The organism is Rickettsia akari str. Hartford, from assembly GCF_000018205.1.
GTDB classification, from domain to species: Bacteria; Pseudomonadota; Alphaproteobacteria; order Rickettsiales; family Rickettsiaceae; genus Rickettsia; species Rickettsia akari.
The window spans coordinates 185,518-209,382 of sequence record NC_009881.1; the positions used below are offsets into that span (position 1 = coordinate 185,518).

Consider the following 23,865-nt stretch of genomic DNA (forward strand, 5'->3'; position numbering starts at 1 on the left):
ATATTGTATTTTACTGCAAATTATAGGCATTTTATCGTTTAAAATATAAATAATTTAAATTTTATATACAGAACTTATGTTTTGAACACTTGTGATTAATTATTATAATTAGAAGATATTTTAAAGCAAAAATTAATAAGATTTTTGAGAGGAGAGTTTATTACTAATTTCACAAAAAACTTATGATTTACAGCTAAAAAGAGTCATAATTATAATTGTTCTATTAAAAATGCATAGGACCTAATCACTTCAATACGGGCAGTAATTTTATCAGTCGGGAGATTATATGGTTTCATTAAGGGATAATATAGAAGCACAACCCTTGTCACATAATAGAAGAATAAGAAAAAATTTCGGTCACATAAATTTAGTAGCAGATATACCAAATTTGATTGAAATTCAAAAAAATTCATATGAAAAAAACTTTCTACAGTTAAATATTAAAGATTCTGAAAGAAAAAATAAAGGTTTACAATCTATATTAAACTCAATTTTTCCTATTTCAGATTCCTCCAATATTGCTAATTTAGAATTTGTAAAATATGAATTCGATACTCCAAAATATGATGTAGAAGAATGTAGTCAAAGAAGTTTAAGTTATGCTGCTCCTCTTAAAGTTACTTTAAGGTTAAGTATTTGGGATATAGATGAGGATACCGGTACTAGAGAAATTAAAGGGATTAAAGAGCAAGAAGTATATATGGGTGATATCCCATTAATGACTAAAAACGGTACTTTTATCATTAATGGTACAGAAAGGGTAGTTGTGTCGCAAATGCATCGCTCACCTGGTGTATTCTTTTATCATGATGAAGGAAAAGTCCACTCTTCCGGCAAGCTTTTATATTCTGCTCGTGTTATTCCATATAGAGGATCTTGGCTTGATTTAGAATTCGATGCTAAAGATGTTCTTTATTTCAGGATTGATAGAAAAAGAAAGCTTTATGCTACTACTTTGCTTAGAGCTATAGGTATGAGTACTGAAGAAATTATAAAATTTTATTATAATTCAGTAACTTATAAGCTTGTTAAAAAGAAAGGTTGGGCGGTTAAATTTATACCTAAGCATATTACTGCTCATCGTTTAACCAGTGATTTAGTAGATGCAGATACTGGAAATGTTCTACTGAAGGCAGGACAAAAAATTACCCCGCGTTTGGCTCAAAAATATTGTGCTGAAGGTATTAATAATATTTTAGTAGCTCATGAAACTTTAATCGGCAAATATCTATCCGAAGATTTAAGAGATCCTGCAAGCGATGAAGTATTAGCAAAAATCGGTGAAATAATAACTAGCGATATGCTAAATGTTATTAATGATCTTAAAATTAAAAATGTTAACGTATTAGTAATCAACCCTCAGTCCGGTCCATATATAAGAAATACCTTATTTGCTGATAAGAATCAGGACCGTGAGGCAGCATTATGTGACATTTTTAGAGTTTTAAGACCAGGTGAACCTACTAATATAGAAGCGGCTGAAAGCCTGTTTTATAATTTATTCTTTGATTCTGAAAGATATGATCTTTCAGAAGTCGGACGAATAAAAATGAATTCTAGGTTAGGGCTTAGTATTTCTGAAGAAGTTACGGTTTTAACAATTGATGATATTAAAAATATCGTAAGAGTTTTGGTAGAGCTTAAAGATGGTAAAGGTATAATAGACGATATTGATCATTTAGGTAATAGAAGGGTTAGATCGGTAGGTGAATTGATAGAAAATCAATTTAGAATAGGTTTAGTCCGAATGGAAAAATCTGTAATTGAAAGGATGTCGGCAGGTGATGTTGATACCGTAATGCCTCATGATTTAGTAAATTCCAAGATTTTAGTTTCAGTCGTAAAAGAATTTTTTAGTACCTCCCAATTATCACAATTTATGGATCAAACAAATCCATTATCGGAAATAACACATAAAAGAAGGCTGTCGGCACTCGGTCCTGGAGGTCTTAGTCGAGATCGAGCAGGTTTTGAGGTGCGTGATGTACATCCTACTCATTACGGGCGTATTTGTCCTATTGAAACACCTGAAGGTCAGAATATCGGGTTAATTAACTCTATGGCTACTTACGCTAGGATAAATAAACACGGTTTTATAGAGAGTCCGTATAGAAAAGTTAAAGATGGGCGTGTAATCGATGAAGTGATATATCTTTCTGCTATTGAAGAAGGTAAATACAAAATCGGACAGGCAAATTCTAAAGTTGATCGAGATGGAAAGCTGCAAGGAGAGTTTATTAATTGTCGTGTTGAAGGCGGTAATTTTGTAATGGTAGAACCGCATGAGGTAGATTTTATTGATGTGACTCCTATGCAGGTAGTATCGGTTGCGGCTTCTCTTATACCGTTCTTAGAAAACGATGATGCTAACCGTGCTTTGATGGGGTCAAACATGCAAAGACAAGCTGTTCCTTTAATTAAAACGGATGCACCTTTTGTAGGTACCGGAGTTGAAGGGGTAGTAGCTAAAGATTCTGGAGCGTCTGTGCTTGCATTACATGACGGTATTGTTGAGCAGGTAGATTCAAATAGAATCGTGATTAGAACTCTAGAACAAAAAATTGATGGTTCTCCTTCTGTTTATATTTATAATTTATTAAAATTCCAAAAGTCCAATCATAATACTTGTATAAATCAAAAGCCTTTAGTTCAGGTTGGTCATTATGTTAAGAAAAACGATATTATAGCTGACGGTCCTAGTACGGATAACGGTGAAATTGCTTTAGGTAGAAACGTGCTTGTGGCTTTCTTACCTTGGAACGGTTACAATTTTGAAGATTCAATTTTAATATCTGAACGTATAGTAAAAGAGGATATATTTACATCGATTCATATTGAAGAATTTGAAGTAATAGCTAGAGATACACGCCTTGGTCCTGAAGAAATTACCCGTGATATACCGAATGTAAGTGAAGAAGCGTTGCGTCATCTTGATGAAGTCGGAATAATTTATGTAGGTGCAGAAGTAAAAGCCGGTGATATTTTAGTCGGAAAAGTAACACCGAAAAGTGAATCGCCTATTACTCCTGAAGAGAAGCTACTACGTGCTATTTTTGGGGAGAAAGCTTTTGATGTAAAAGATTCATCGCTGCATGTACCTTCTGGAGTGAGCGGAACTGTAGTAGAAGTAAGGGTCTTTTCTCGTAGGGGTGTAGAAAAAGACCAGCGAGCTATTGCTATTGAAAAACAACAAATTGAAAAATTAGCAAAAGACAGAGATGATGAATTAGAAATTATTGAGCATTTTGTGTTTAGTTTGCTTGAAAAGCTTTTAGTAGGGCAGGTGATTATTAACGGTCTTAAGCAAGTAAAAGCAGGACAAACTATTACTACTGAAATGCTAAAAGGTTTATCTAAAGGGCAGTTTTGGCAGCTTACTGTGGAAGATGCAAATGTAATGAATGAAATAGAGCAGATAAAGATTCATTATGATGAGAAAAAAGATGCCCTCAATAAAAGATTTGCTACTAAGGTAGAGAAATTGCAAAGCGGTGATGATTTACCTCAGGGAGCTTTAAAAGTAGTAAAAGTATTTATCGCAACTAAGCATAAATTACAGCCTGGTGATAAGATGGCAGGAAGGCACGGAAATAAAGGTGTTGTTTCACGTATCGTACCTGAAGAAGATATGCCATTTTTAGAAGATGGAACTGTGGTAGATATTGTTCTAAATCCTCTAGGTCTTCCGTCACGTATGAATATAGGACAGATTTTAGAAACGCATCTTGGGTGGGCATCAATAAATTTAGCACAAAAAATATCTACATTAGTAAAGGAATATAAAAATAAAAATATAGGTATTGAGAAAATTAAGAAATTCTTACTTGAGCTATACGGAGAGAATATTAATTATATACTTGAAAGATCTGAAGAAGAGATTATCTCCTTCTGTAATAAAGTAGGTAAAGGCGTATATTTTGCAACTCCTGTATTTGACGGAGCAAAAGTTCAGGACGTTAAAGATATGTTAAAACTTGCCGGTCAAGATCCTTCAGGACAAGTAAAATTAATTGATGGTAGAACCGGTGAATATTTTGACCGTCTAGTGACTGTTGGACAGAAATATTTGCTGAAGCTGCATCACTTAGTCGATAATAAAATTCACTCTCGTTCTATAGGACCTTATAGCTTAGTAACGCAGCAACCGCTTGGAGGTAAGTCTCATTTCGGTGGACAGCGTTTCGGAGAAATGGAATGCTGGGCATTACAAGCTTACGGTGCGGCCTATACGTTACAGGAAATGTTAACTGTTAAGTCAGATGACGTAAACGGTAGGATTAAAACTTATGATTCTATAGTACGTGGTGAAAATAATTTTGAATCAGGTATTCCTGAATCATTTAATGTGATGATAAAAGAATTTAGATCTTTATGTCTTAACGTAAAGCTTGAAGTAACTTCGAGTTAAATGTGTACTCGGTGAATTTCAAAAATTGGCTACGTCGTCTAGCAAATTTTGTGGTGCTAACGTATTAAGTATACGCTCCGCTCCTCGTCTTACGGACTCCTTGCTCTTTTTGAAATTGATCTTCGTATGCCTACTATTTATTTACTCGAAGTATGTATATTGTTCTGCATAGTATTGGTCTTGTTGCATGACTCGAAAATCGTCATTGCAAACGAACGAAGTGGGTGTGGCAATCCAGAAAAATAAATTAATGTTATCTTGTGGTCAAGCCACGGAGTGACATTTTAGAATACGAGTAATTTTTAAGGAAAAGTATTTATGAGCGTAGTAAATTTTTACGGACAATTAAGTAATACTCAACAATTTGATCAAATAAGGATTAATATAGCAAGTCCTGATCAAGTACGTTCGTGGTCTTTCGGTGAAGTAACAAAACCTGAAACAATTAACTATCGAACTTTTAAACCTGAGAAAGATGGTTTATTTTGTGCAAGAATTTTTGGTCCGGTAAAAGATTATGAATGTCTCTGCGGTAAATATAAGCGTATGAAAAACCGTGGCATTACGTGTGAGAAATGCGGTGTTGAAGTTACGGTTTCTAGAGTAAGACGTGAAAGAATGGGGCATATTGAACTTGCGGCTCCCGTTGCTCATATTTGGTTTTTAAAGTCACTACCTTCAAGAATTAGTACGCTTCTTGATATGACAATGCGAGATGTAGAAAAGATTCTTTATTTTGAAAATTATGTAGTAATTGATCCAGGGTTATCGATTTTACAAAAAGGCGAACTCTTAACAGAGGAAGAATTACAGAAAGCAAAAGATAAGTACGGTGAAGATGCGTTTACTGCTTCTATAGGTGCAGAAGTAATACAACAAATGCTTAAAGAGCTTGATTTTGCAAAGTTAAAGCACGAATTATATGAGGAATTACAAACTACTTCTTCAGAAGTCAAAAAGAAAAAAATAGTCAAGCGTTTAAAATTAGTAGAGGATTTTTTAGAGTCAGAAAACAAGCCGGAATGGATGATTATGGATGTTTTACCGGTTATTCCTCCTGAAATTAGACCGCTTGTTATGCTTGATGGTGGAAGATTTGCTACTTCAGATTTAAATGAACTCTATAGAAGAGTAATTAATAGAAATAATCGTTTAAAGAAATTAATAGAGTCAAAAGCTCCTGATATAATAGTCAGAAACGAAAAAAGAATGTTACAAGAAGCAGTGGATGCGTTATTTGATAACGGTCGTCGCGGTAGAGCAGCAAAAAATGCTAATAAGCGTCCATTTAAGTCATTAAGTGATATGCTTAAAGGTAAGCAGGGTCGTTTCCGTCAGAACCTACTTGGTAAAAGGGTTGACTATTCAGGACGTTCGGTTATCGTGGTCGGGCCTGAGCTTAAGCTCCATCAGTGCGGTTTACCTAAAAAAATGGCATTGGAGCTGTTTAAGCCGTTTATATATTCTAAGCTTGAGTTGTACGGTATTGCTACGACTATTAAAGCCGCAAAAAGAATGGTGGAAGCTGAAAAGCCTGAAGTTTGGGATGTGCTTGAAGAAGTCATAAGAGAGCATCCCGTTTTACTTAATAGAGCTCCGACATTGCATAGATTAGGTATTCAAGCATTTGAACCACTATTAATCGAGGGTAAAGCGATTCAGCTTCATCCGCTTGTTTGTGCTGCGTTTAATGCAGACTTTGACGGTGATCAGATGGCGGTACATATTCCGTTATCGATTGAAGCACAGCTTGAAGCTAGGGTATTTATGATGTCTACAAATAATATCTTAAGCCCTGCAAACGGACGTCCAATTATTGTACCGGATAAAGATATAGTACTCGGTTTATACTATCTAACCCTTGCATTTGATAATGAAGTAGGCGAAGGGATGATGTTCTCAGATTTAGCTGAGATGGAACATGCTTTATATAATAAATTTATCACTATTCATACAAAGATAAAATATCGTAGAAATCAGCTAAATGCTGAAGGTAAAATGGTCCATGTTATTATTGATACTACTTACGGTCGGTTAATGGTCGGTGAATTACTGCCTTCTAATCCTAATATAGAATTCAAGTTTATTAATAAACAACTAACTAAAAAAGATATATCATTAGTTATAGATTTAGTTTATCGCCACTGCGGTCAAAAAGCTACAGTAATTTTTGCCGATCAGCTAATGAAACTAGGTTTTAAATATGCTTGTTCTTCAGGTATTTCTTTTGGAATGGACGATATGGTAGTACCAGAATCTAAGAGTACTCATATCAATGAAACTCAGCTTGAAATAAAAGAGTTTGAACAACAATATTCAAACGGTTTAATTACTTATGGAGAGAAATACAATAAAGTAGTTGATGCTTGGTCAAGATGTACCGATAGAGTAGCAAACGACATGATGAAAGAGATTGCTACGCCACGGGTTAGTGATGAACCGAATCATCAAAAAATAAATGCTATATATATGATGGCTATCTCCGGAGCAAGAGGTTCTTTCCAGCAAATTAAGCAGTTAGGGGGTATGCGAGGGTTAATGACCAAATCAAACGGTCAAATTATACAAACTCCTATTATCTCTAACTTTAAGGAAGGATTAACTGAATTTGAGTGTTTTAATTCTGCTAACGGAATGCGTAAAGGGCAAATAGATACGGCTTTAAAAACTGCAAGCTCAGGTTACTTAACAAGAAAATTAGTAGACGTTGCACAAGATTGTATTATTACCGAAAAAGATTGTGGAACTGATAAAGGGATTGAAGTTAAGAGTGTTATTGAAGGGGGAGAAGTTATAGTACCTTCATCTGAAAAGATTTTAGGTCGTACTGCTGCTATCGATATATTTCATCCTGTAACTAATGCTCTAATTCTCAACAAAGGCGAGCTTATTAATGAAGCAAAGTTAGAACAGATTGAGTCGGCTGGACTCGACAGAATTATGATAAAATCCGTATTAACTTGTGAAAGTACTACCGGTATATGTAGCATATGTTACGGTAGGGATCTTGCTACCGGTACGTTGGTGTCGGAGGGTGAGGCAATCGGGGTTATTGCTGCTCAATCTATCGGTGAACCAGGTACGCAGCTTACAATGAGAACTTTCCATATTGGAGGAGCGGCAACAAAAGGTGCTGAAGTTTCTTCCGTTGAAGCTTCCTATGGCGCAAAAGTGAAAATTATAAGTCGTAACGTTGTTATTAATTCCGAAGAACGCAAAATTGTTATGAGCCGAAATTGTGAATTATTATTACTTGATAATAATGGTAATGAAAAGGCTCGTCATAAGATTCCATACGGTGCTAGATTACTTGTTGATGACGGCGATATGGTTGTTAAAACTCAAAAACTAGCGGAGTGGGATCCTTATACTATACCGATTATCACGGAGAAATCAGGTAAAGTTTTATTCAAAGATATGGTTGAGGGTATTTCTATTCGTGACGTAACTGACGAAGCTACTGGAATACCAAGTAAAGTTATTATTGAATCAAAGCAGTATTCACGCGGTGCAGAATTACGTCCGCGTATACAGCTTTTAGATGCTGAAGGTGCAGTTATAACCTTATCAAACGGTTTAGAAGCTAGATATTACTTACCGGTTGGAGCAGTTTTAAGCGTAGAAGATGGAGTACAAATCTCTGTAGGTGATATTATTGCACGTATACCGAAAGAATCAACCACTACTAAAGATATTACCGGTGGTTTACCGAGAGTTGCCGAGCTTGTAGAAGCAAGACGCCCTAAAGATCATGCAGTTATTGCCGAGGTTGACGGTAGAGTAGAATTCGGTAAAGACTATAAATCTAAGAGACGTATTATTATACATCCGATTGATGAAACAATGTCTATTGAGTATATGGTACCTAAAGGTAAGCATGTTGTAGTTAACGAAGGTGACTTTGTTAAAAAAGGCGATTTATTGATTGATGGTAATCCAGTACTTCAAGATATTTTAAAAGTAATGGGTGTAGAGGTTCTTGCAAATTATATTGTTAAAGAGGTTCAAGCTGTTTATCGTCTACAAGGTGTAAAGATTGATGATAAGCACATAGAGGTTATTATTCGTCAGATGTTACAAAAAGTAGAAATCACGGATTCAGGTGGAACTACCTTATTAGCAGGTGAAAAAATAGATAGACATGAATTCGAGGAGATAAATAAAAAAGCTATTAAAAACGGTTTAAAACCTGCTGCAGCACAATTAATATTACAAGGTATTACTAAAGCTTCTCTGCAAACTAGATCGTTTATCTCTGCTGCATCATTCCAAGAGACTACTAGAGTTTTAACGGAAGCAGCTATTGCGGGTAAAGTAGATAAGTTACGAGGATTAAAAGAAAATGTGATAGTTGGACGATTAGTACCTGCTGGAACCGGTTATTTTATGGATAAAATGCGTAAAGCAGCCGTGAAGCTTGATGAAGAAAATATATAAATATACTTGATGCTTGTAAGGCTTTATTGCGTGTATACTGAAAGTTGTCATTGCGAAGAACCTCATCGTTTGTTGCATGGCTCAATTTCACCACTGTTATCCCGTGGCTTTGACCCACGGGATAACAGTAAAAAGTTCTGATTGACAGAATTTTATTATTTTCTAGATTGCCACGTCGCTCTTCGCAATGACAATCTTTAGTATCTACGCGGGTATAACTATAGTACAGGAAAATTTTTATTCTATGTCATTTTTACAAAAGCGGAAATGACATAGAGAGCATTTATTAGTTCGCACAACAATGCTTTTCTAGCTAGAAGCTGAGGGGAAAACCAAGAGAAACATAATCTTCACGCATTATTGACAAAAAAGCCTACAAAAACTAAGTTTTTGTAGGCTTTTTCTTAGTTTCGTAGGAATGATTTTTTAATAACAAGCAATCATCGGTGGTGCTAAATGCTCGTAGGTTTGACCTAAATAAGATACTGATTGTTCCAAGATACACGTATTATTGTCATCATAGTTATAATCACTGCATAATTGTAATCTTGCTAAAGAATCTTCATATCGGCACGCCTGATTTTTAGATATCTGAATTTCTGCTATACAACGCTCAACACAAGTTTGCAGTGCCTCCTGACACATTTCATCACGTAAAGCTTTTAACATGAATAAGTTTAATAATGGGTTAATACCATTATTTGCATTAGTAGTAACCGTAGCTTCTTCGTGTTTTTGATTAATATACATCTCAGAAACTAAATGCTCTTCATTGTTTACTTCTACTTTCTCTATTTCAAGATTTGCTGATTTAGTATTGATTTTGTCTTCAAAATCTATCTCGGGGAACAGTGCTTTCACATCCGTTATTTCAAGCTTTTCTATTTCAAGATTTGCTGATTTAGTACTGATTTTGTCTTCAAAATCTATCTCGGGGAACAGTGCTTTCACATCCGTTATTTCAAGCTTTCCTCCTTTTTTACCTACTTCATAAGCTTTAGAAACAATTTGTTTATAAATAACGTTAATTAACTCTCGTTTTGTTTGTATTTCATCAGAATAACTAATTCCTCCTGCATTCCAAAAGTTTACTATTTTAGAGAAAGCAGGAATACATTTATCGATCTTTGCTAAAAATTTTTGCATAAATGTATGTTCAACAAGAGGGATTAATGTAGGGTTTTCTTCATATTTTTTCAATACATACTCGACAATTTTAGGTATATTCTGACCTGCTGCTGTTTCATCAGGTAAGCCGTGTAATATTTTTTTGGCTATCGCTTGATCCATCTTCTTATACAAAATATCAAACCCTATCCATGTCCATACAGGATTAGCTGTAAAACAAAGCTTTGTTACATAAAATGCTAGCGATATAGGTAGAGATAATAACTGTAAATAGTGAAGACAAGCATACCGCATTGGATGCGGCGTGAGGCTATAAACATCCTCCATATCTTTGCTTAGTTTACATGATGTTTGAATCATTGTATATCTCTGCTTAATTAGATAAGAAGTGATGTCATGTACTGTCATATTATTACTTTCTACTTAAATTAACTGAATTTCAGCAAAACAAAATATAAAAAATACTAACATTTGTCAAATGATATTTAATAGATTTTATTTTAAATCAATTAATAATACTTGCAAAGCTTTATCAAGATAAATAGAATTGTCCAAAGTCAAAAATAATATCAGGGATAAGTATGCTTAACATAAACTTTGTGAATGAAGAATCATCTATTAATCAAGGTCTAGTAGTTTTTATTGATGAACAGTTAAAGCTTGATAGTAATTTAATAGGACTTGATCAACAACATCACGGATTAATTGCTAAAACTATTCAGAATAAGCTGCAATTTACCGGTAAATATGGACAAATCAATGTGATTCCATCTGTCATTAAATCAGGTGAGGTGAAATATTTGATAATAGTAGGTCTTGGGAATGAAGAAAAATTAACTGAAGCCAAAATCGAAGAGTTAGGCGGTAAAATCTTACAGCATGCAACCGTTTGTAAAATTTCTACTATCGGCTTAAAACTTACAAATAGAATTAGTAGGTTTACATCTCAAACATTTGCATCTTTAGTCGCTAGTGGGGCGTTTCTTGCTTCTTACAGATTTGATAAATATAGAACTACCTTAAAAGAAGCAGAGAAGTTCGCAGTAGAGTCAATTGAAATTTTTACCGATAATAGCACTGAAACAGCAAAATTATTTAAAGTTAAAAAATTAATTGCTGAGGCAGTATTTTTTACAAGAGATATATGTAATGAACCGTCAAATATTAAAACTCCGCAGGTTTATGCTGAAAGAATAGTTGATATACTTGAACCATTTGGAGTAGATGTTGATGTTATCGGTGAACGTGAGATGAAAAACCTTGGTATGGGTGCATTACTTGGGGTTGGTCAAGGTTCACAAAACGAGTCAAAATTAGTAGTGATGGAATATAAAGGCGGCAGTAAAGAGGCTCCGATTATTGCTTTGGTTGGTAAAGGAGTGATTTTTGACACCGGTGGCATTTCATTAAAACCGTCAAGTAATATGCATTTAATGAGATACGATATGGGAGGTTCTGCAGCAGTCGCGGGTGCTATGATTGCGGTTGCTGGTCAAAAATTACCTGTAAATATAGTCGGTGTTATAGGGCTTGTAGAAAATATGCCGTCCGGTAATGCACAGCGTCCAGGGGATGTGGTAACTACTATGTCAGGGCAAACTGCCGAAGTTTTAAATACCGATGCAGAAGGGCGTTTAGTACTTGCTGATGCAGTTTGGTATGCACAAGAAAAATTTAAGCCTAAATACGTGATTGACGTTGCAACTCTAACAGGAGCAATAACTGTAGCACTAGGTAGTACATATGCCGGTTGTTTTTCCAATAATGATGAGTTAGCTGATAAGTTAATAAAAGTAGGGAAAGAAGTTAATGAAAAACTTTGGAGAATGCCTCTGCATGATGAGTACGATGCAATGATTAACTCCGACATAGCCGATATGGCAAATATAGGGAACGTACCTGGAGCTGCTGGCAGCTGTATTGCTGCACATTTCATTAAACGTTTCATTAAAGATGGAGTATATTGGGCTCATTTAGATATAGCAGGCGTTGCAAATAGTAATAAAGCTTCAGCACTCGGTCCGAAAGGGGCAGTGGGGTATGGTGTTAGATTACTTGAAAAGTTTATCAAAGAATATATTTAACGTGATTCTTGCTTTTAGTGGCGTTTGTGGCATGGCTCGTTTTTTTGTTGTCATACCATGGCTTGACCGCTGGATCCAATAATAATTAAGAACTTTATTAGTATTTTTAGTTGTTTTCTAGATACTGTAGTCAAGTCACGGTATGATACCGAGCAGATTTTGTTTATTCTGAATATAATTATGAACACAATAAATAAACCTTATATATTTGTTATAGGTAATGAAAAAGGCGGGGCAGGTAAAACTACCTGCTGCATGCATCTGATAATAGCTCTGCTTTATCAAAATTACTCGGTAGTAAGTATTGATACCGATTCAAGGCAAGGTTCTTTAACAAGCTATTTAAAGAATCGAGATTTATATAATCAACAAAATCCTGATAAAGCCGTATTAGTACCAAAACATTTTCATATATCTGAAGGCGAGATAGAAGAGCAAACAAAGAATTTTGAGCAGGTACTCAAAAATAATCCGGATTCCGATTATATAGTGATTGATACCCCAGGTAGTCATACTCCTTTATCAAGCGTTGCTCATTCTTACGCCGATACAATTATTACACCGATTAATGATAGTTTTCTAGATTTAGACGTAATAGCAATAATTGATAGCAATGATGAAATTATTAGCCCATCAATATATAGTCAAATGATTTGGGAACAGAAAATGGAGCGTGCTAGTCGTGATAAAATTAGTATAGATTGGGTAATACTTCGTAATCGTTTAAGTAATCTTGATGCATTAAATAAAAGACGCGTATGGAATGTATTATCTAAACTTGCTAAAAGAATTAATTTTAAACTCGTGGAAGGCTTTAGTGAACGTGTAATATATAGGGAGTTATTTTTACAAGGTCTAACATTACTTGATCTAAAAACTGCAAAATATGATAGAGCTTTTAATAGCTCACACGTGCTTGCACGTCAAGAATTACGAAATTTTTTAGCCTTTCTAGGTATTAAGGATACGTTCAAAGCGTAATTTCTCTACAAGTTTTTCTTGTATAAAGTTAAAAAATATATATAATGAGCAAAATTAATATGTTGTAATTTTATAAGAGAAACAAATGCCAAATATTGCTGAAAATATTTCCAAACTACCGGAAGAACAAGAAAAAGTTAATAAGATTGTTGATCAATACAAAAATTTAACTCCGGAAGAACAAAAAATTGTTGATAGAAAACTTAAGTTGCATTTTACAAAAGAAGAGCGAGAACAAGATGAGCTTAAATCAAGAATGCATAACATACGTAGTAATTTGTCCAATAAAGACCAAGAAAAACTACAAGCAGGTAGTAATTCTATAGGTGAAATAGCAAAAGATGTATTATCGTTAGTTAAGGGAATAATAAACCTAGTAGAAAATGTTGCAGAGATAATGAAAAACCCTAAGAAAGCAATATATGAATGGATTAAAGGTGAGTTAAATCAAGTAAAACCTCAACAACAAAATTATCCGCAACTTCCATCAAAGCCAAAAGCTGCTGCAATATCAAGATAAAACTTTAGTTGCTATTTGTAAAAATTTGCGATTTTATGTATATATAATATAGGGGAAATCTATAATAAAGAAATAGAAATGCATAAATACAGGACTCATAATTGTAGCGAATTACAAATATCCGATGTTGGGCAAGAAGTTAAATTATCCGGCTGGGTACATAGAAGAAGAGATCACGGTAATCTGGTTTTCATAGATCTGCGTGATCATTACGGTATAATTCAAATCGTATTTACCGATCAAAATCCACAGCTTATGGAGGATGCTAGCCGTTTGCGTTATGAGTCGGTAGTTACGGTACGTGGTACAGTTGTAGCAAGGTCAGAGGACACAATTAATAATACGCTGCCGACAGGTCATGTTGAAGTGCTAGCTGTAGAATTTATTGTTGAGTCAGCTGCAGACACTTTACCTTTTGTTATTAATACCGAAAAAGACGCTCCGGAAGATTCAAGGCTTAAACATCGTTTTTTAGATCTTAGACGTGAGAAATTGCATAATAATATAATACTCCGCTCACAAATTATTTCGCATATTCGTCACTTGATGATGGCAAGAGGTTTTACCGAATTTCAAACGCCAATCCTAACTGCTAGCTCTCCTGAAGGTGCTAGGGATTTCTTAGTACCGAGTAGAATGCATCCTGGTAAGTTCTATGCATTACCGCAAGCACCTCAGCAATTCAAGCAACTCTTGATGGTTTCAGGCTTTGATCGTTATTTCCAAATTGCTCCTTGCTTTCGGGATGAAGATGCAAGAGCAGATAGATCACCAGGCGAGTTTTATCAGCTAGATTTAGAAATGTCGTTTGTTACACAGGAAGATGTATTTAGTACTATTGAGCCTGTGATGTATGATTTATTTAATAAATTTACGGATAAGAAAGTATCAGCGACTCCTTTCGTTCGTATTCCATATAATGAATCTATGCTAAAATACGGCTCTGATAAACCTGACTTACGTAACACTATTATAATTTCCGATGTAACTGAGATATTTAGAGATTCCGATTTTACTATTTTCAGGGAAAATATTAGAAAAGGAAGCATAGTGCGTGCAATTCCTGCACCTAAGGCAGCTACAATGCCTCGTAGTTTCTTCGATAAAATGATAGAGTTTGCGATATCAGAAGGAGCAGGTGGACTTGGCTACATTCAGTTTAGTGAAACCGGTGAAACAAAAGGAGCGGTAGCAAAATTCTTAAGCACGCAGCAATTAGATAGTCTAAAAGCTACAGCTAGTATTAGTAACGGTGATGCCGTATTTTTTGTTAGCGATAAAAAAGAAAAAGCTGCAAGGCTTGCAGGTAAGGTTAGAATAAGACTTGGTGAAGAGCTTGATTTACTTGAAAAAGATTGCTTTAAATTCTGTTGGATTACTGATTTTCCATTTTATGAATTAAATGAAGAAACAGGTAAGATTGATTTTAGCCATAATCCATTTTCTATGCCACAAGGTGGTTTGGAAGCCTTAGAAAATGCTAAAACAACTGAAGCACTACTTGAACTTAATGCATACCAATATGATATTGTTTGTAACGGTATTGAGCTTTCCAGCGGTGCTATTAGAAACCATAAGCCAGACATTATGTATAAAGCATTTTCCATAGCAGGTTATAGTGAGGAAGAAGTTAATAAAAGATTTGGTGGTATGATTAGAGCGTTTAAGTTCGGTGCTCCACCGCATGGCGGAATAGCTCCCGGTATTGACAGAATCGTTATGCTACTCGCAGAAGCGACTAATATAAGAGAAGTAATTGCATTTCCTTTAAATCAGCAAGCTGAAGATTTACTAATGAACGCTCCAAGCTATGTAGAAGATAAAGCTCTGAAAGAGCTCAGCATTATGCTATCACCGTCAGCTAGAAAAAACGCAAAGAAAGAATAAGCATTTATAATTGTTGCTTAGGGGTTATATGACACTGTTGTATGACTAGCTCAGTCGTCATTGTGAGCAAGCATTGTTTTGCGTGGACCGGCAAAAAACCCACTGTGTCACTACGTATCCTGCTAACTAGGTCCATAAAAATAATCAACAAATACTAATGATTGTAGTATTTTAACTGGATCCCGTGATCAAGACATGGGATGACAGAGGTAAAATTGATCAACGCCTCCTTGCAATGACGTTCAAGGCATATCCTTAACAATGCCTATCTTTGTCTATGATTTTCACTTTTAGCTTGTAATTGAGAGAATGCAATTACTTTTATTGCTTCTACTCTTTTTGGCTTAATGCCTCGATTTCCTTTTTCTTGTAATATGTTGCCAATTTTTATACTTGCTGCTATCAGCTTCTGTGTATCATGAATTTTACTTAAATTGTTAGGAGAAATTTGTCTCATACAATAGTTTGCAATGTTAGATAAACCTATCTTTTCACAAAAATTTCCTACCTTGTAATATGTAGTATCTTTGACATTTAATTTGAAAGATTTAGCATTTAATAAGTTGGTTGTATTTTCGATATTATCCCAATATTTTAAATCTTTCTTTATACCCTCAATATCTTGCTCAGTAAGATACTTTTCTTTTTTTAGTGTTTTCATTATATTGTCGTAGAATTTTGTTACTTTTTTATCGGTTACGTGTTGAGTTATTGCCTGCTTTGTAAAAGCAACGATTAGTGACTCCAACTTTGCACCTACAGATTTATCTTGTTCACGCATTGATTTTACAGGATCAGTAATTTTTACTTCTACTGTATCTTTCTGAACCTCAACTTCTTTTTCTGTCCATTTTCCTTCTAAATCTTTGCACCATTGTTGTTCCTTGACTACTGCTTGTTTCAAGCCTATATAAGTGTGAATTTGGTAATTATGTTCATACGCCCAATCTTTAGCATTTATGCCTTCAATTTTAATGTTATTATATATTGCATAGAGTACCGGGTCTTTTACAGGTGAGTGAGCGAAAGCCTCTAACCAACCCCCATTATTAAATTTAGGTGAAACATTAGTGAATTTTGTTACTATCTCAGCTCCTTTGGCAATTTCTTGCATATTAATAAGATTTGCTTTTATACTGCTTTTATAGTATTGCCTCAAATCATCAAAATTGTTAATCTTAGTGGGTAACGCAACATTTTTTGGATCAAACCCAGCTTGTTTTAATTCATCAATTTTTTGATCAACTATTGCTGCCATCTGTTGCTCATCGAATTGACTTATCATTTGATTTAACGACTCGCTATATTTATCAATACTAAATGATAAATTACCTTTTTTAATAGCAGCACTGTAGCCGACTCCAGGATGTGAAAACATTCTATTTGTTGATTGTGTCATACTGCCAAAATCCTTATGAAATGCTAAAAAAGAGCGGCCATGATCAATTTTAGTTATTGTTTTACCATCCTGCACCATTAAATTACCAGCATGATAATCTGCCTCCCCCAGCATATGACAAGCAGCTATGGCTTTTTCAAACCCTTTCAGTTTTTTTAAATTTTGATCATCAGATCTGACTTTGGTGTGGTCTGATAAACCGGAAAACTCTGTTAGTGTTACAGCATTATCAAAAAATTTAGAACGTACATAAAGTGCATCAGGATGTTTTTCATCCGCTTTTACCAGCCCTTCTTTTGGTGCTCGATCATGTAATAAAAATTGATACATGGTGGAGCCTATCAATTCTTGCATCCCGTCTCTTCGGTCATCAATAGCCTGTTGTCGTGCATTATTATCTTGTATTTTTTCGCACGCAGCATGAGTTCTATAAAAATGTTTTAAAATAAAAGTATTGCCTAGCTCATCTTGAGCGACATAACCGGCAGAAACTCCTGCTGCCTTTTTTCTTTTCTTCTCAAACTCAGTTTGCTTTGCCACTTTCTTATCACGTAGCATAGCATCAATTGCTTTTTTAGGATCATTCGGATTGCTTATTTCTTCAAATTTTTTGTAATCCGAGTTATATCGGCTATTCTCTAATTCAACTTGTCGTTTAATTGACTCTTCCATAACTAAATGCTGTAAAAGAGGTGCATCGATTATTTCTCTAAATTTCCTGTATTTATCACCTGGAAATGCATCTTTTATTATTGTTGTGACTTTAGCCAAACCACGACCATCCAAATCAGCTAATGCTATTTGATTAACGTATAGACTTGCAGCAGTATGGGACTGGTCCTTAGAAAGATCAATAGCAGATGAGGCAATGGCCTCGCAGGCTCTAGATATTTTGGCATTCAATTCCGTACCTTCTGTTTTCAGGGCTTTAAAAAGCTGCTCTTGTAATAATAACTCCTGTTGAGTTTTTTCTTTATACATAAAATAACCTGATCATATTAATTAATCCCTTCTATTGCCTAAAAATTTCATTAGATATAGGAAAAGATTTATAAAATCTAAGTATAAAGTAAAGGCTGCCATAATAGAAAACTTTTGTCCTACTTCATCGTTTCCTGCCATGTAATACATAGACTTAATCTTTTGTGTGTCCCAAGCAATTAATCCCATAAATACTACTATTCCAATAAGAGAAGTAGCAAAAGAAATAGCTGAGCTTTTCAGAAACAAGTTGACTAATGAAGCAATGATAAGACCCATAAGACCCATTGCAAAAAATGAACCCATAGATGTTAAATCTCTACTTGTATTATAACCGTACAAACTCATTGCTCCAAAAACGGAAGAGCAAATAAAGAAAGTACGAGCTATTGAGGTACCGGTATAAACAAGAGCTAAATATGCAAGCGACATACCGGTTAAACCGGCATAAACCCAAAATAATATTTGTGCTGTGTTTAGGTTCATTCGTCCGAAGCCCATAAAGAAATATAACGCAATACCGAGCGGGGCAAACATTATAACAGTGCCGAAACCTGTTTGAAACATTAAATTATAAATAGGTTCAACTGATATAGTTGTTATGGCTGTTATACCGGTTAGTAAAAGTGCTAAAGCCATATAATTATATACTTTAAGCATGTATTTTCTTAAGCCTTCATCAAAAGTTTTATTCTTTGAAGTAGCAGTTAAAGTTTTTGTATAATCGATCATAAGTAACCTTAGGATTATGTTATTTACATAATAAAATATACTCTGTTAGAGCTGTTTTTGCAAGCTATAATTATAAATATCTTGCATTGAATATAAAGCTGGTGATTTATCTTGTAGCCAAATAGCGGATTTAATTGCACCAATGACAAAAGAATTTTTATTCAGAGCTTCGTGTTTTAAAGTGATTATTTCATCGTCACCTAGTAAAGATATTTCGTGTATACTGTGAACATTTCCACCACGAAGTGAGGAAATACCTATTTCTTTTTCGCTTCTTGGTCTGTTACCACGATTAAATACTATATTTAATCCTTTTTCTCTTGCAATCGTTTCAGCAAGCATAATAGCAGTTCCTGAGGGTGAATCTTTTTTATTACGGTGATGGGTTTCTAGAATTTCAATATCGTAATCATCTAGTATTTTTGTTGCCTTTTTTGCTAGATAGCTGAGCAAATTAGCCCCGGTACTCATATTTGCAGAATATAGAATAGGTAAAGTTTTAGCTGCTTTTTCTAAAAGCTTAAAATGTTTAGGCTGAAGTCCTGTGGTTCCGATTACTAATTTTGTATTATGTTTTAATGCATAATTAATTAATTTTTCTAATATTTCAGGAGTGGAAAAATCGATGATTACATCAGAATTTTTACAAAAATTATTTAAATCATCTAAATCATCAGTACTATTAAATTTTGCTGAAATTTTGCAATCTTTAAATTTATCTATTCTCGCTAGAATAGTTTTTCCCATTTTACCGGTAGAACCGCTAAGACCTATATTTATCATATTGGTAATAATATATTTTTAACAAATGCAACGAGCATACAATTTATGAAAATATAATAGAGGCTTTAAGTCATTTTTAATAGTAGTATTTATTACTTCACCGATAAATATAACATGATCACCGGCATCGTAAGAATCATATTTATTACATTCTATATGACAAGTTGCACCGTTTATTAACGGACAATCAGTTTTATTGCCAAGCTCATAAGCAATTTTTGTAAATTTATTAGGTTGTGATTTAGCAAAATGTCTTGAGATATCAATTTGATTCTCTGCTAAAATACTAACTGCAAACTTATCACTTTTTTGAAAACTGTTTATACTAAAAGAGTTTTTATTAATGCAAAATAATATTAACGGCGGTTTTAAAGATACAGAAGTAAAAGAACTAGCAGTAAAGCCAAAAAGCTCGTTGTTACAATTTGTTGTTATAATAGTCACTCCTTTAGGGAAGCGGCTCATAGCATCTTTAAATTGACTTGCTGTTACTGTCCCAGCCATTTTTTCATAATTTTATTAATGGTTCCATCTTTTTTTAATGAATCGATTGCTTCATTAACTTCACTAATTAGTCCTGAGTTTTTAGACATACCTATAGCAAAATTGGATGAAAATTCTTCTAAAGGACTGCTTTCTAAATTTGAATTATTTTCTTTTAATTTTTTGCCTTGAAATTCCTCAGAAATAATAGCATCTATGACTCTAGCTTTTAATTCTTCAACTAACATTAAATGATTTGCTAAAGAATGAACTTTAATATTCATCGTCTGTGATAGATCTTGTGCTTTTTTTTCTAAAACACTACCGAGCTGTACTCCTACTATTTTATTCTCTAGATCTTTGCTATTTTTTATATTATCACCTGTTCTATATATTATAGCAAATCTTGCAGTAGCGTAATGATCGGAAAAGCTGATATATTCGGCACGCTCAGGTGTTATAGAAAGCTCTGCCACCGCAACATCAATATTTTCACTAACTAGAGCTGCAAGTAAACCATTAAAGTCAAAGTTTTTTATAATAACTTTTTTATTTAGACGTTCGCTTATTGCTTTGATAATATCAATATCAATCCCGACAATCTCTCCGTCTTGGATGAATTCATAAGGAGGATTATCTGCGGCAGTACCAACTATTAAAGTTTTGTCAGTTTCTTTTTTGTTACAAGAAACTAATAAGAAAGATAGTAAAAATATTTTCAGAAATTTCATAAAAATAATGTTTTAAGTTTGAGTATGTCCTCTATCTAGCGAGGCATTGGTCCTGTTGTATGGTTTGAAAAACCCGTTTTGTGTCATACCGTGGCTTGACCGCGGTATGACATAGGCGAAATTGACCAGCGTTGGCAACGCCTCCTCGCAATGACGGTTCCGATATATGTATCCGTGCAACAAAGCATGATATTACCACAAACATCAAGAACTTAATTTCTCATTTAAAAGCTGATTCAGAAGCGTCGGATTAGCCTTACCGCCAGTTTTTTTCATTACTTGCCCTACAAAGAAACCGAATAATTTATCCTTACCACTTCTATAACCCTCTACCAATTCAGGATTTTCAGCTATCACCTCGTCAATGACCGTTTTTAGCACGTTATTATCCGAAACTTGTACAAGTCCTTGTTCCTCTACTATTTTATCAGGTGCTTTACCGGTTGCAAACATAATTTCAAAAACAGTTTTTGCAATTTTACCGGAAATAATACCATTTTCTATTAATTTTATTAGTTTTGCAAAGTCACTAGGAGTAATTTTGCATTCATTTATTCCAATCGATGCTTTGTTTAATTGTCCGAACAACTCACTAGTTAGCCAATTAGTAAGCATTTTAGGGTTACATTCATTTACTGCTTTCTCAAAATAGTCAGCAACTGATTCATCGGCTACTATTACTTCGGCCTCATATTTACTTAAGCCAAATTCCTTCGTATATTTTTCAATCTTTTGATCAGGTAGCTCAGGTAAATTTGCTTTTAGCTCGTCTATTAACTTATCGGAAATAACAAGCGGTAATAAATCAGGATCAGGAAAATATCTATAATCAAGTGCTTCTTCTTTGAAACGCATAGTTCTTGTTTCACCGCTATCGGCATTAAATAAGCGTGTTTCTTGAATTATTGCTTCACCGCTTTCAAGCAAATCTACTTGTCTTTTAGCTTCAAATTCTATTGCTTTAACAATATTACGAATTGAATTAATATTTTTAATTTCACATCTTGTGCCGAGTGGTTCGCCGCTACGTCGTACTGAAATATTAGCATCACAACGCATTGAGCCTTTTTCCATATCACCGTCGCAGCTGCCTATATAACGTAACAAATTTCTCAGCTTTTTTACAAATTCAGCCGCTTCATACGGTGATGATATATCAGGTTCGGTTACAATTTCCATAAGCCCAATACCGGCACGGTTTAAATCGATAAAGCTGTAATGTGGTGATTGATCATGCATAGATTTACCAGCATCTTGCTCTAAATGCAAACGGTTAATACGAATAGTTTTAAGATCGCCGGTACTAGTCGGTATTTCCATAGTGCCGTTTTGTACTATAGGATAGTAAAATTGTGAAATTTGGTAACCTTGCGGCAGATCGGCATAAAAATAATTTTTACGATCAAATACCGAATATTTATTTATTTTAGCTTTAAGCCCAAGTCCTGTTTTAATTGCTTGGTGTACACAGTGCTGATTTAATACCGGTAACATCCCGGGCATTGCTGCATCAACATAGGAAACCTGCGAATTTGGACTTGCTGCAAAAATAGTACTACTTCCTGAAAAAAGCTTAGATTTTGAGGAAATTTGAGCATGGATTTCAAGTCCTATTACATATTCCCATTTCCCCGTATTACCTTCAATATATGCCATAATTAAAAACCCATAAGAACGCCCAGTTAGCAATTACTAAAGTCATTACTAACTGAATAAAATACTTTAGGAACCAAGCTTTGAACACTCCTACGCTTGATTTCAAAGTAAAAAATTAATATACAGTACAATACATTAAATTACTAAAACTTTATAAAATCAATTACTAGCTTTGGTTAAAACCCTGCTGGCTCAAATTTAATATGTTTTACACCTGACTCAATTGTCGATGCTACTTTCAAAACATTATATTCATCTAATTGTTTACCTATAATCTGCATCCCAAGAGGTAAACCTCGTGCAGATAATCCAGCAGGAATTGATGCACAAGGTAAACCGGCTAAACTTGCGGGAATAGTAAATAAATCGTTTAAATACATAATAGTTGGATCATTTTGTTTTTCAGCAATCTTAAATGCTTCAGTCGGTGCTGCAGGTAACACAATGGCATCAACTTTTTCAAAAGCATTATTAAAATCGTTTGCAACTAAACGACGTACTTTTTGAGCTTTTAGATAATATGCATCCATACAATTAGATGAAAGCACATATGTTCCAATCATAATACGACGTTTTACTTCCTCCCCAAATCCGGCTGATCTAGTCATTTCATACATTTCGTCAAGTGTCATATTTTCACGTTCTACTCGAAGACCGTATCTAACGCCGTCATATCTAGATAAATTTGAAGAAGCTTCAGCCGGTGCTATTACGTAATAAACGGCAACACCGTATTTAGCATGCGGCAAAATAATATCCACTATTTCAGCACCGGCGTTTTTAAGTAGCTCTATGGTATCCTGCCATATTTTCATAACATCAGGTTCAATACCACCTTCACCAAGGTTAAGAGGTACGCCTATCTTTATATTTTTCATAGAACTTCCGATAGCGGATTGTAATTCTGGCACTTCTGCTTTAATCGAAGTAGAATCTTTTGCATCAAACCCCATCATCGCTTCAAGCATAATGCTACTGTCTAAAACGCTTCTAGTGAATATGCCTGCTTGATCAAGTGAGCTAGCAAACGATACCATCCCGTATCTTGAGCAACGACCATATGTCGGTTTAAATCCAACTAAACCCGTAAAGCTTGCAGGTTGACGTACCGAGCCACCAGTATCGCTACCAAGAGCCGCGGAGGCCATAAATCCACTAACTGCCGCAGCTGAACCACCTGAAGAACCGCCAGGAACTAAATCAGCATTATCATCATTTGCTTTCCAAGGGCTAATTACATTTCCGAAACAACTAGTAATATTTGCTGAACCCATCGCAAATTCATCCATATTTGTTTTGCCGAGCATCACGCCGCCCTTATCAAAAATATTTTGTGTAACGCTTGATTCATAATTAGGTACAAAATTTTTCAGTATATTAGAACATGCCGTAGTTCTAATGCCTTTTGTACAGAAAAGATCTTTAGCAGCAAATGGGATACCCTCAAGTGTTCGCGGTTGATTTTGAGCATAATTTTGATCGGCCGCTTCAGCCTGTTTTAAAGCTAAATCAAAAGTTTCGGTAACATAAGCATTTAGATTTCTATGTTTTTCTATTTGTGTAATATGTGCATTAACTAATTCTTTACTTGTAAAATCTTTATTTTTTAAACCTTTTATACTGTCTGCTACTGTTAATTTGTTTAGTTCTGTCAT

General features: G+C 34.6%; 14 protein-coding genes. 6 read left to right on the top strand and 8 right to left on the bottom strand.

The annotated features are described in order from the left end of the window. The first annotated feature begins 286 nt into the window (after positions 1-286). Positions 287-4,408: a DNA-directed RNA polymerase subunit beta gene (rpoB, locus tag A1C_RS00930; protein ID WP_012013402.1), complete on the top strand. Its 4,122-nt coding sequence runs from the start codon at positions 287-289 to the stop codon at positions 4,406-4,408. A gap of 318 nt (positions 4,409-4,726) precedes the next feature. Continuing rightward, complete coding sequence (rpoC, locus tag A1C_RS00935) at positions 4,727-8,845, top strand: DNA-directed RNA polymerase subunit beta' (RefSeq protein ID WP_012013403.1); 4,119 nt, start codon at positions 4,727-4,729, stop codon at positions 8,843-8,845. 426 nt (positions 8,846-9,271) lie between these two features. On the opposite strand, the gene A1C_RS00940 is transcribed toward rpoC, so the two are convergent. Next, the gene (locus A1C_RS00940; protein WP_041816739.1) at positions 9,272-10,381 is read right to left on the bottom strand and encodes a hypothetical protein; all 1,110 of its coding nucleotides are present in this window, start codon (positions 10,379-10,381) and stop codon (positions 9,272-9,274) included. A 173-nt stretch (positions 10,382-10,554) separates the two neighbouring features. Between A1C_RS00940 and A1C_RS00945 the strand changes: the two genes are divergently transcribed. The 4 genes from A1C_RS00945 (at position 10,555) to aspS (ending at position 15,445) form a co-directional block, all read left to right on the top strand. Then, on the top strand, positions 10,555-12,057 hold the full coding sequence (locus A1C_RS00945) for a leucyl aminopeptidase (RefSeq protein ID WP_041816740.1): 1,503 nt from the start codon (positions 10,555-10,557) through the stop codon (positions 12,055-12,057). A 180-nt stretch (positions 12,058-12,237) separates the two neighbouring features. Further along, complete coding sequence (locus A1C_RS00950) at positions 12,238-13,038, top strand: division plane positioning ATPase MipZ (RefSeq protein ID WP_012013406.1); 801 nt, start codon at positions 12,238-12,240, stop codon at positions 13,036-13,038. Positions 13,039-13,123: 85 nt separating this feature from the next. Continuing rightward, positions 13,124-13,558, top strand: coding sequence for a DUF3106 domain-containing protein (locus tag A1C_RS00955; protein WP_012013407.1), 435 nt, complete (start codon positions 13,124-13,126; stop codon positions 13,556-13,558). Positions 13,559-13,636: 78 nt separating this feature from the next. Further along, positions 13,637-15,445 carry an aspartate--tRNA ligase gene (gene aspS / locus A1C_RS00960; RefSeq protein ID WP_012013408.1) on the top strand — a complete coding sequence of 603 codons (1,809 nt, stop codon included), beginning with the start codon at positions 13,637-13,639 and terminating at the stop codon, positions 15,443-15,445. A 265-nt stretch (positions 15,446-15,710) separates the two neighbouring features. Here aspS and risK1 read toward each other — a convergent pair whose 3' ends face one another. From risK1 to gatA, 7 genes are all read right to left on the bottom strand, one after another. Further along, the gene (gene risK1 / locus A1C_RS00965) at positions 15,711-17,825 is read right to left on the bottom strand and encodes a T4SS effector phosphatidylinositol 3-Kinase RisK1 (protein ID WP_012013409.1); all 2,115 of its coding nucleotides are present in this window, start codon (positions 17,823-17,825) and stop codon (positions 15,711-15,713) included. 21 nt (positions 17,826-17,846) lie between these two features. Then, entirely contained in the window at positions 17,847-18,557 is a 711-nt protein-coding gene (locus A1C_RS00970) for a Bax inhibitor-1/YccA family protein (protein WP_012013410.1), read from the bottom strand. Between the two features lie 45 nt (positions 18,558-18,602). Beyond that, positions 18,603-19,340 carry a 4-hydroxy-tetrahydrodipicolinate reductase gene (gene dapB / locus A1C_RS00975; RefSeq protein WP_012013411.1) on the bottom strand — a complete coding sequence of 246 codons (738 nt, stop codon included), beginning with the start codon at positions 19,338-19,340 and terminating at the stop codon, positions 18,603-18,605. Positions 19,341-19,358: 18 nt separating this feature from the next. Further along, the gene (locus A1C_RS00980) at positions 19,359-19,844 is read right to left on the bottom strand and encodes a flavin reductase family protein (RefSeq protein WP_012013412.1); all 486 of its coding nucleotides are present in this window, start codon (positions 19,842-19,844) and stop codon (positions 19,359-19,361) included. Continuing rightward, positions 19,829-20,554 (bottom strand): ABC transporter substrate-binding protein, encoded by a 726-nt coding sequence (locus A1C_RS00985; RefSeq protein ID WP_012013413.1) that lies wholly within the window; start codon positions 20,552-20,554, stop codon positions 19,829-19,831. The genes A1C_RS00980 and A1C_RS00985 overlap by 16 nt, the downstream gene beginning before the upstream one ends. 204 nt (positions 20,555-20,758) lie before the next feature. After that, the gene (gene gatB / locus A1C_RS00990) at positions 20,759-22,210 is read right to left on the bottom strand and encodes an Asp-tRNA(Asn)/Glu-tRNA(Gln) amidotransferase subunit GatB (protein ID WP_012013414.1); all 1,452 of its coding nucleotides are present in this window, start codon (positions 22,208-22,210) and stop codon (positions 20,759-20,761) included. Between the two features lie 176 nt (positions 22,211-22,386). Further along, positions 22,387-23,865, bottom strand: a complete 1,479-nt coding sequence (gatA, locus tag A1C_RS00995; RefSeq protein ID WP_012013415.1) for an Asp-tRNA(Asn)/Glu-tRNA(Gln) amidotransferase subunit GatA — start codon at positions 23,863-23,865, stop codon at positions 22,387-22,389.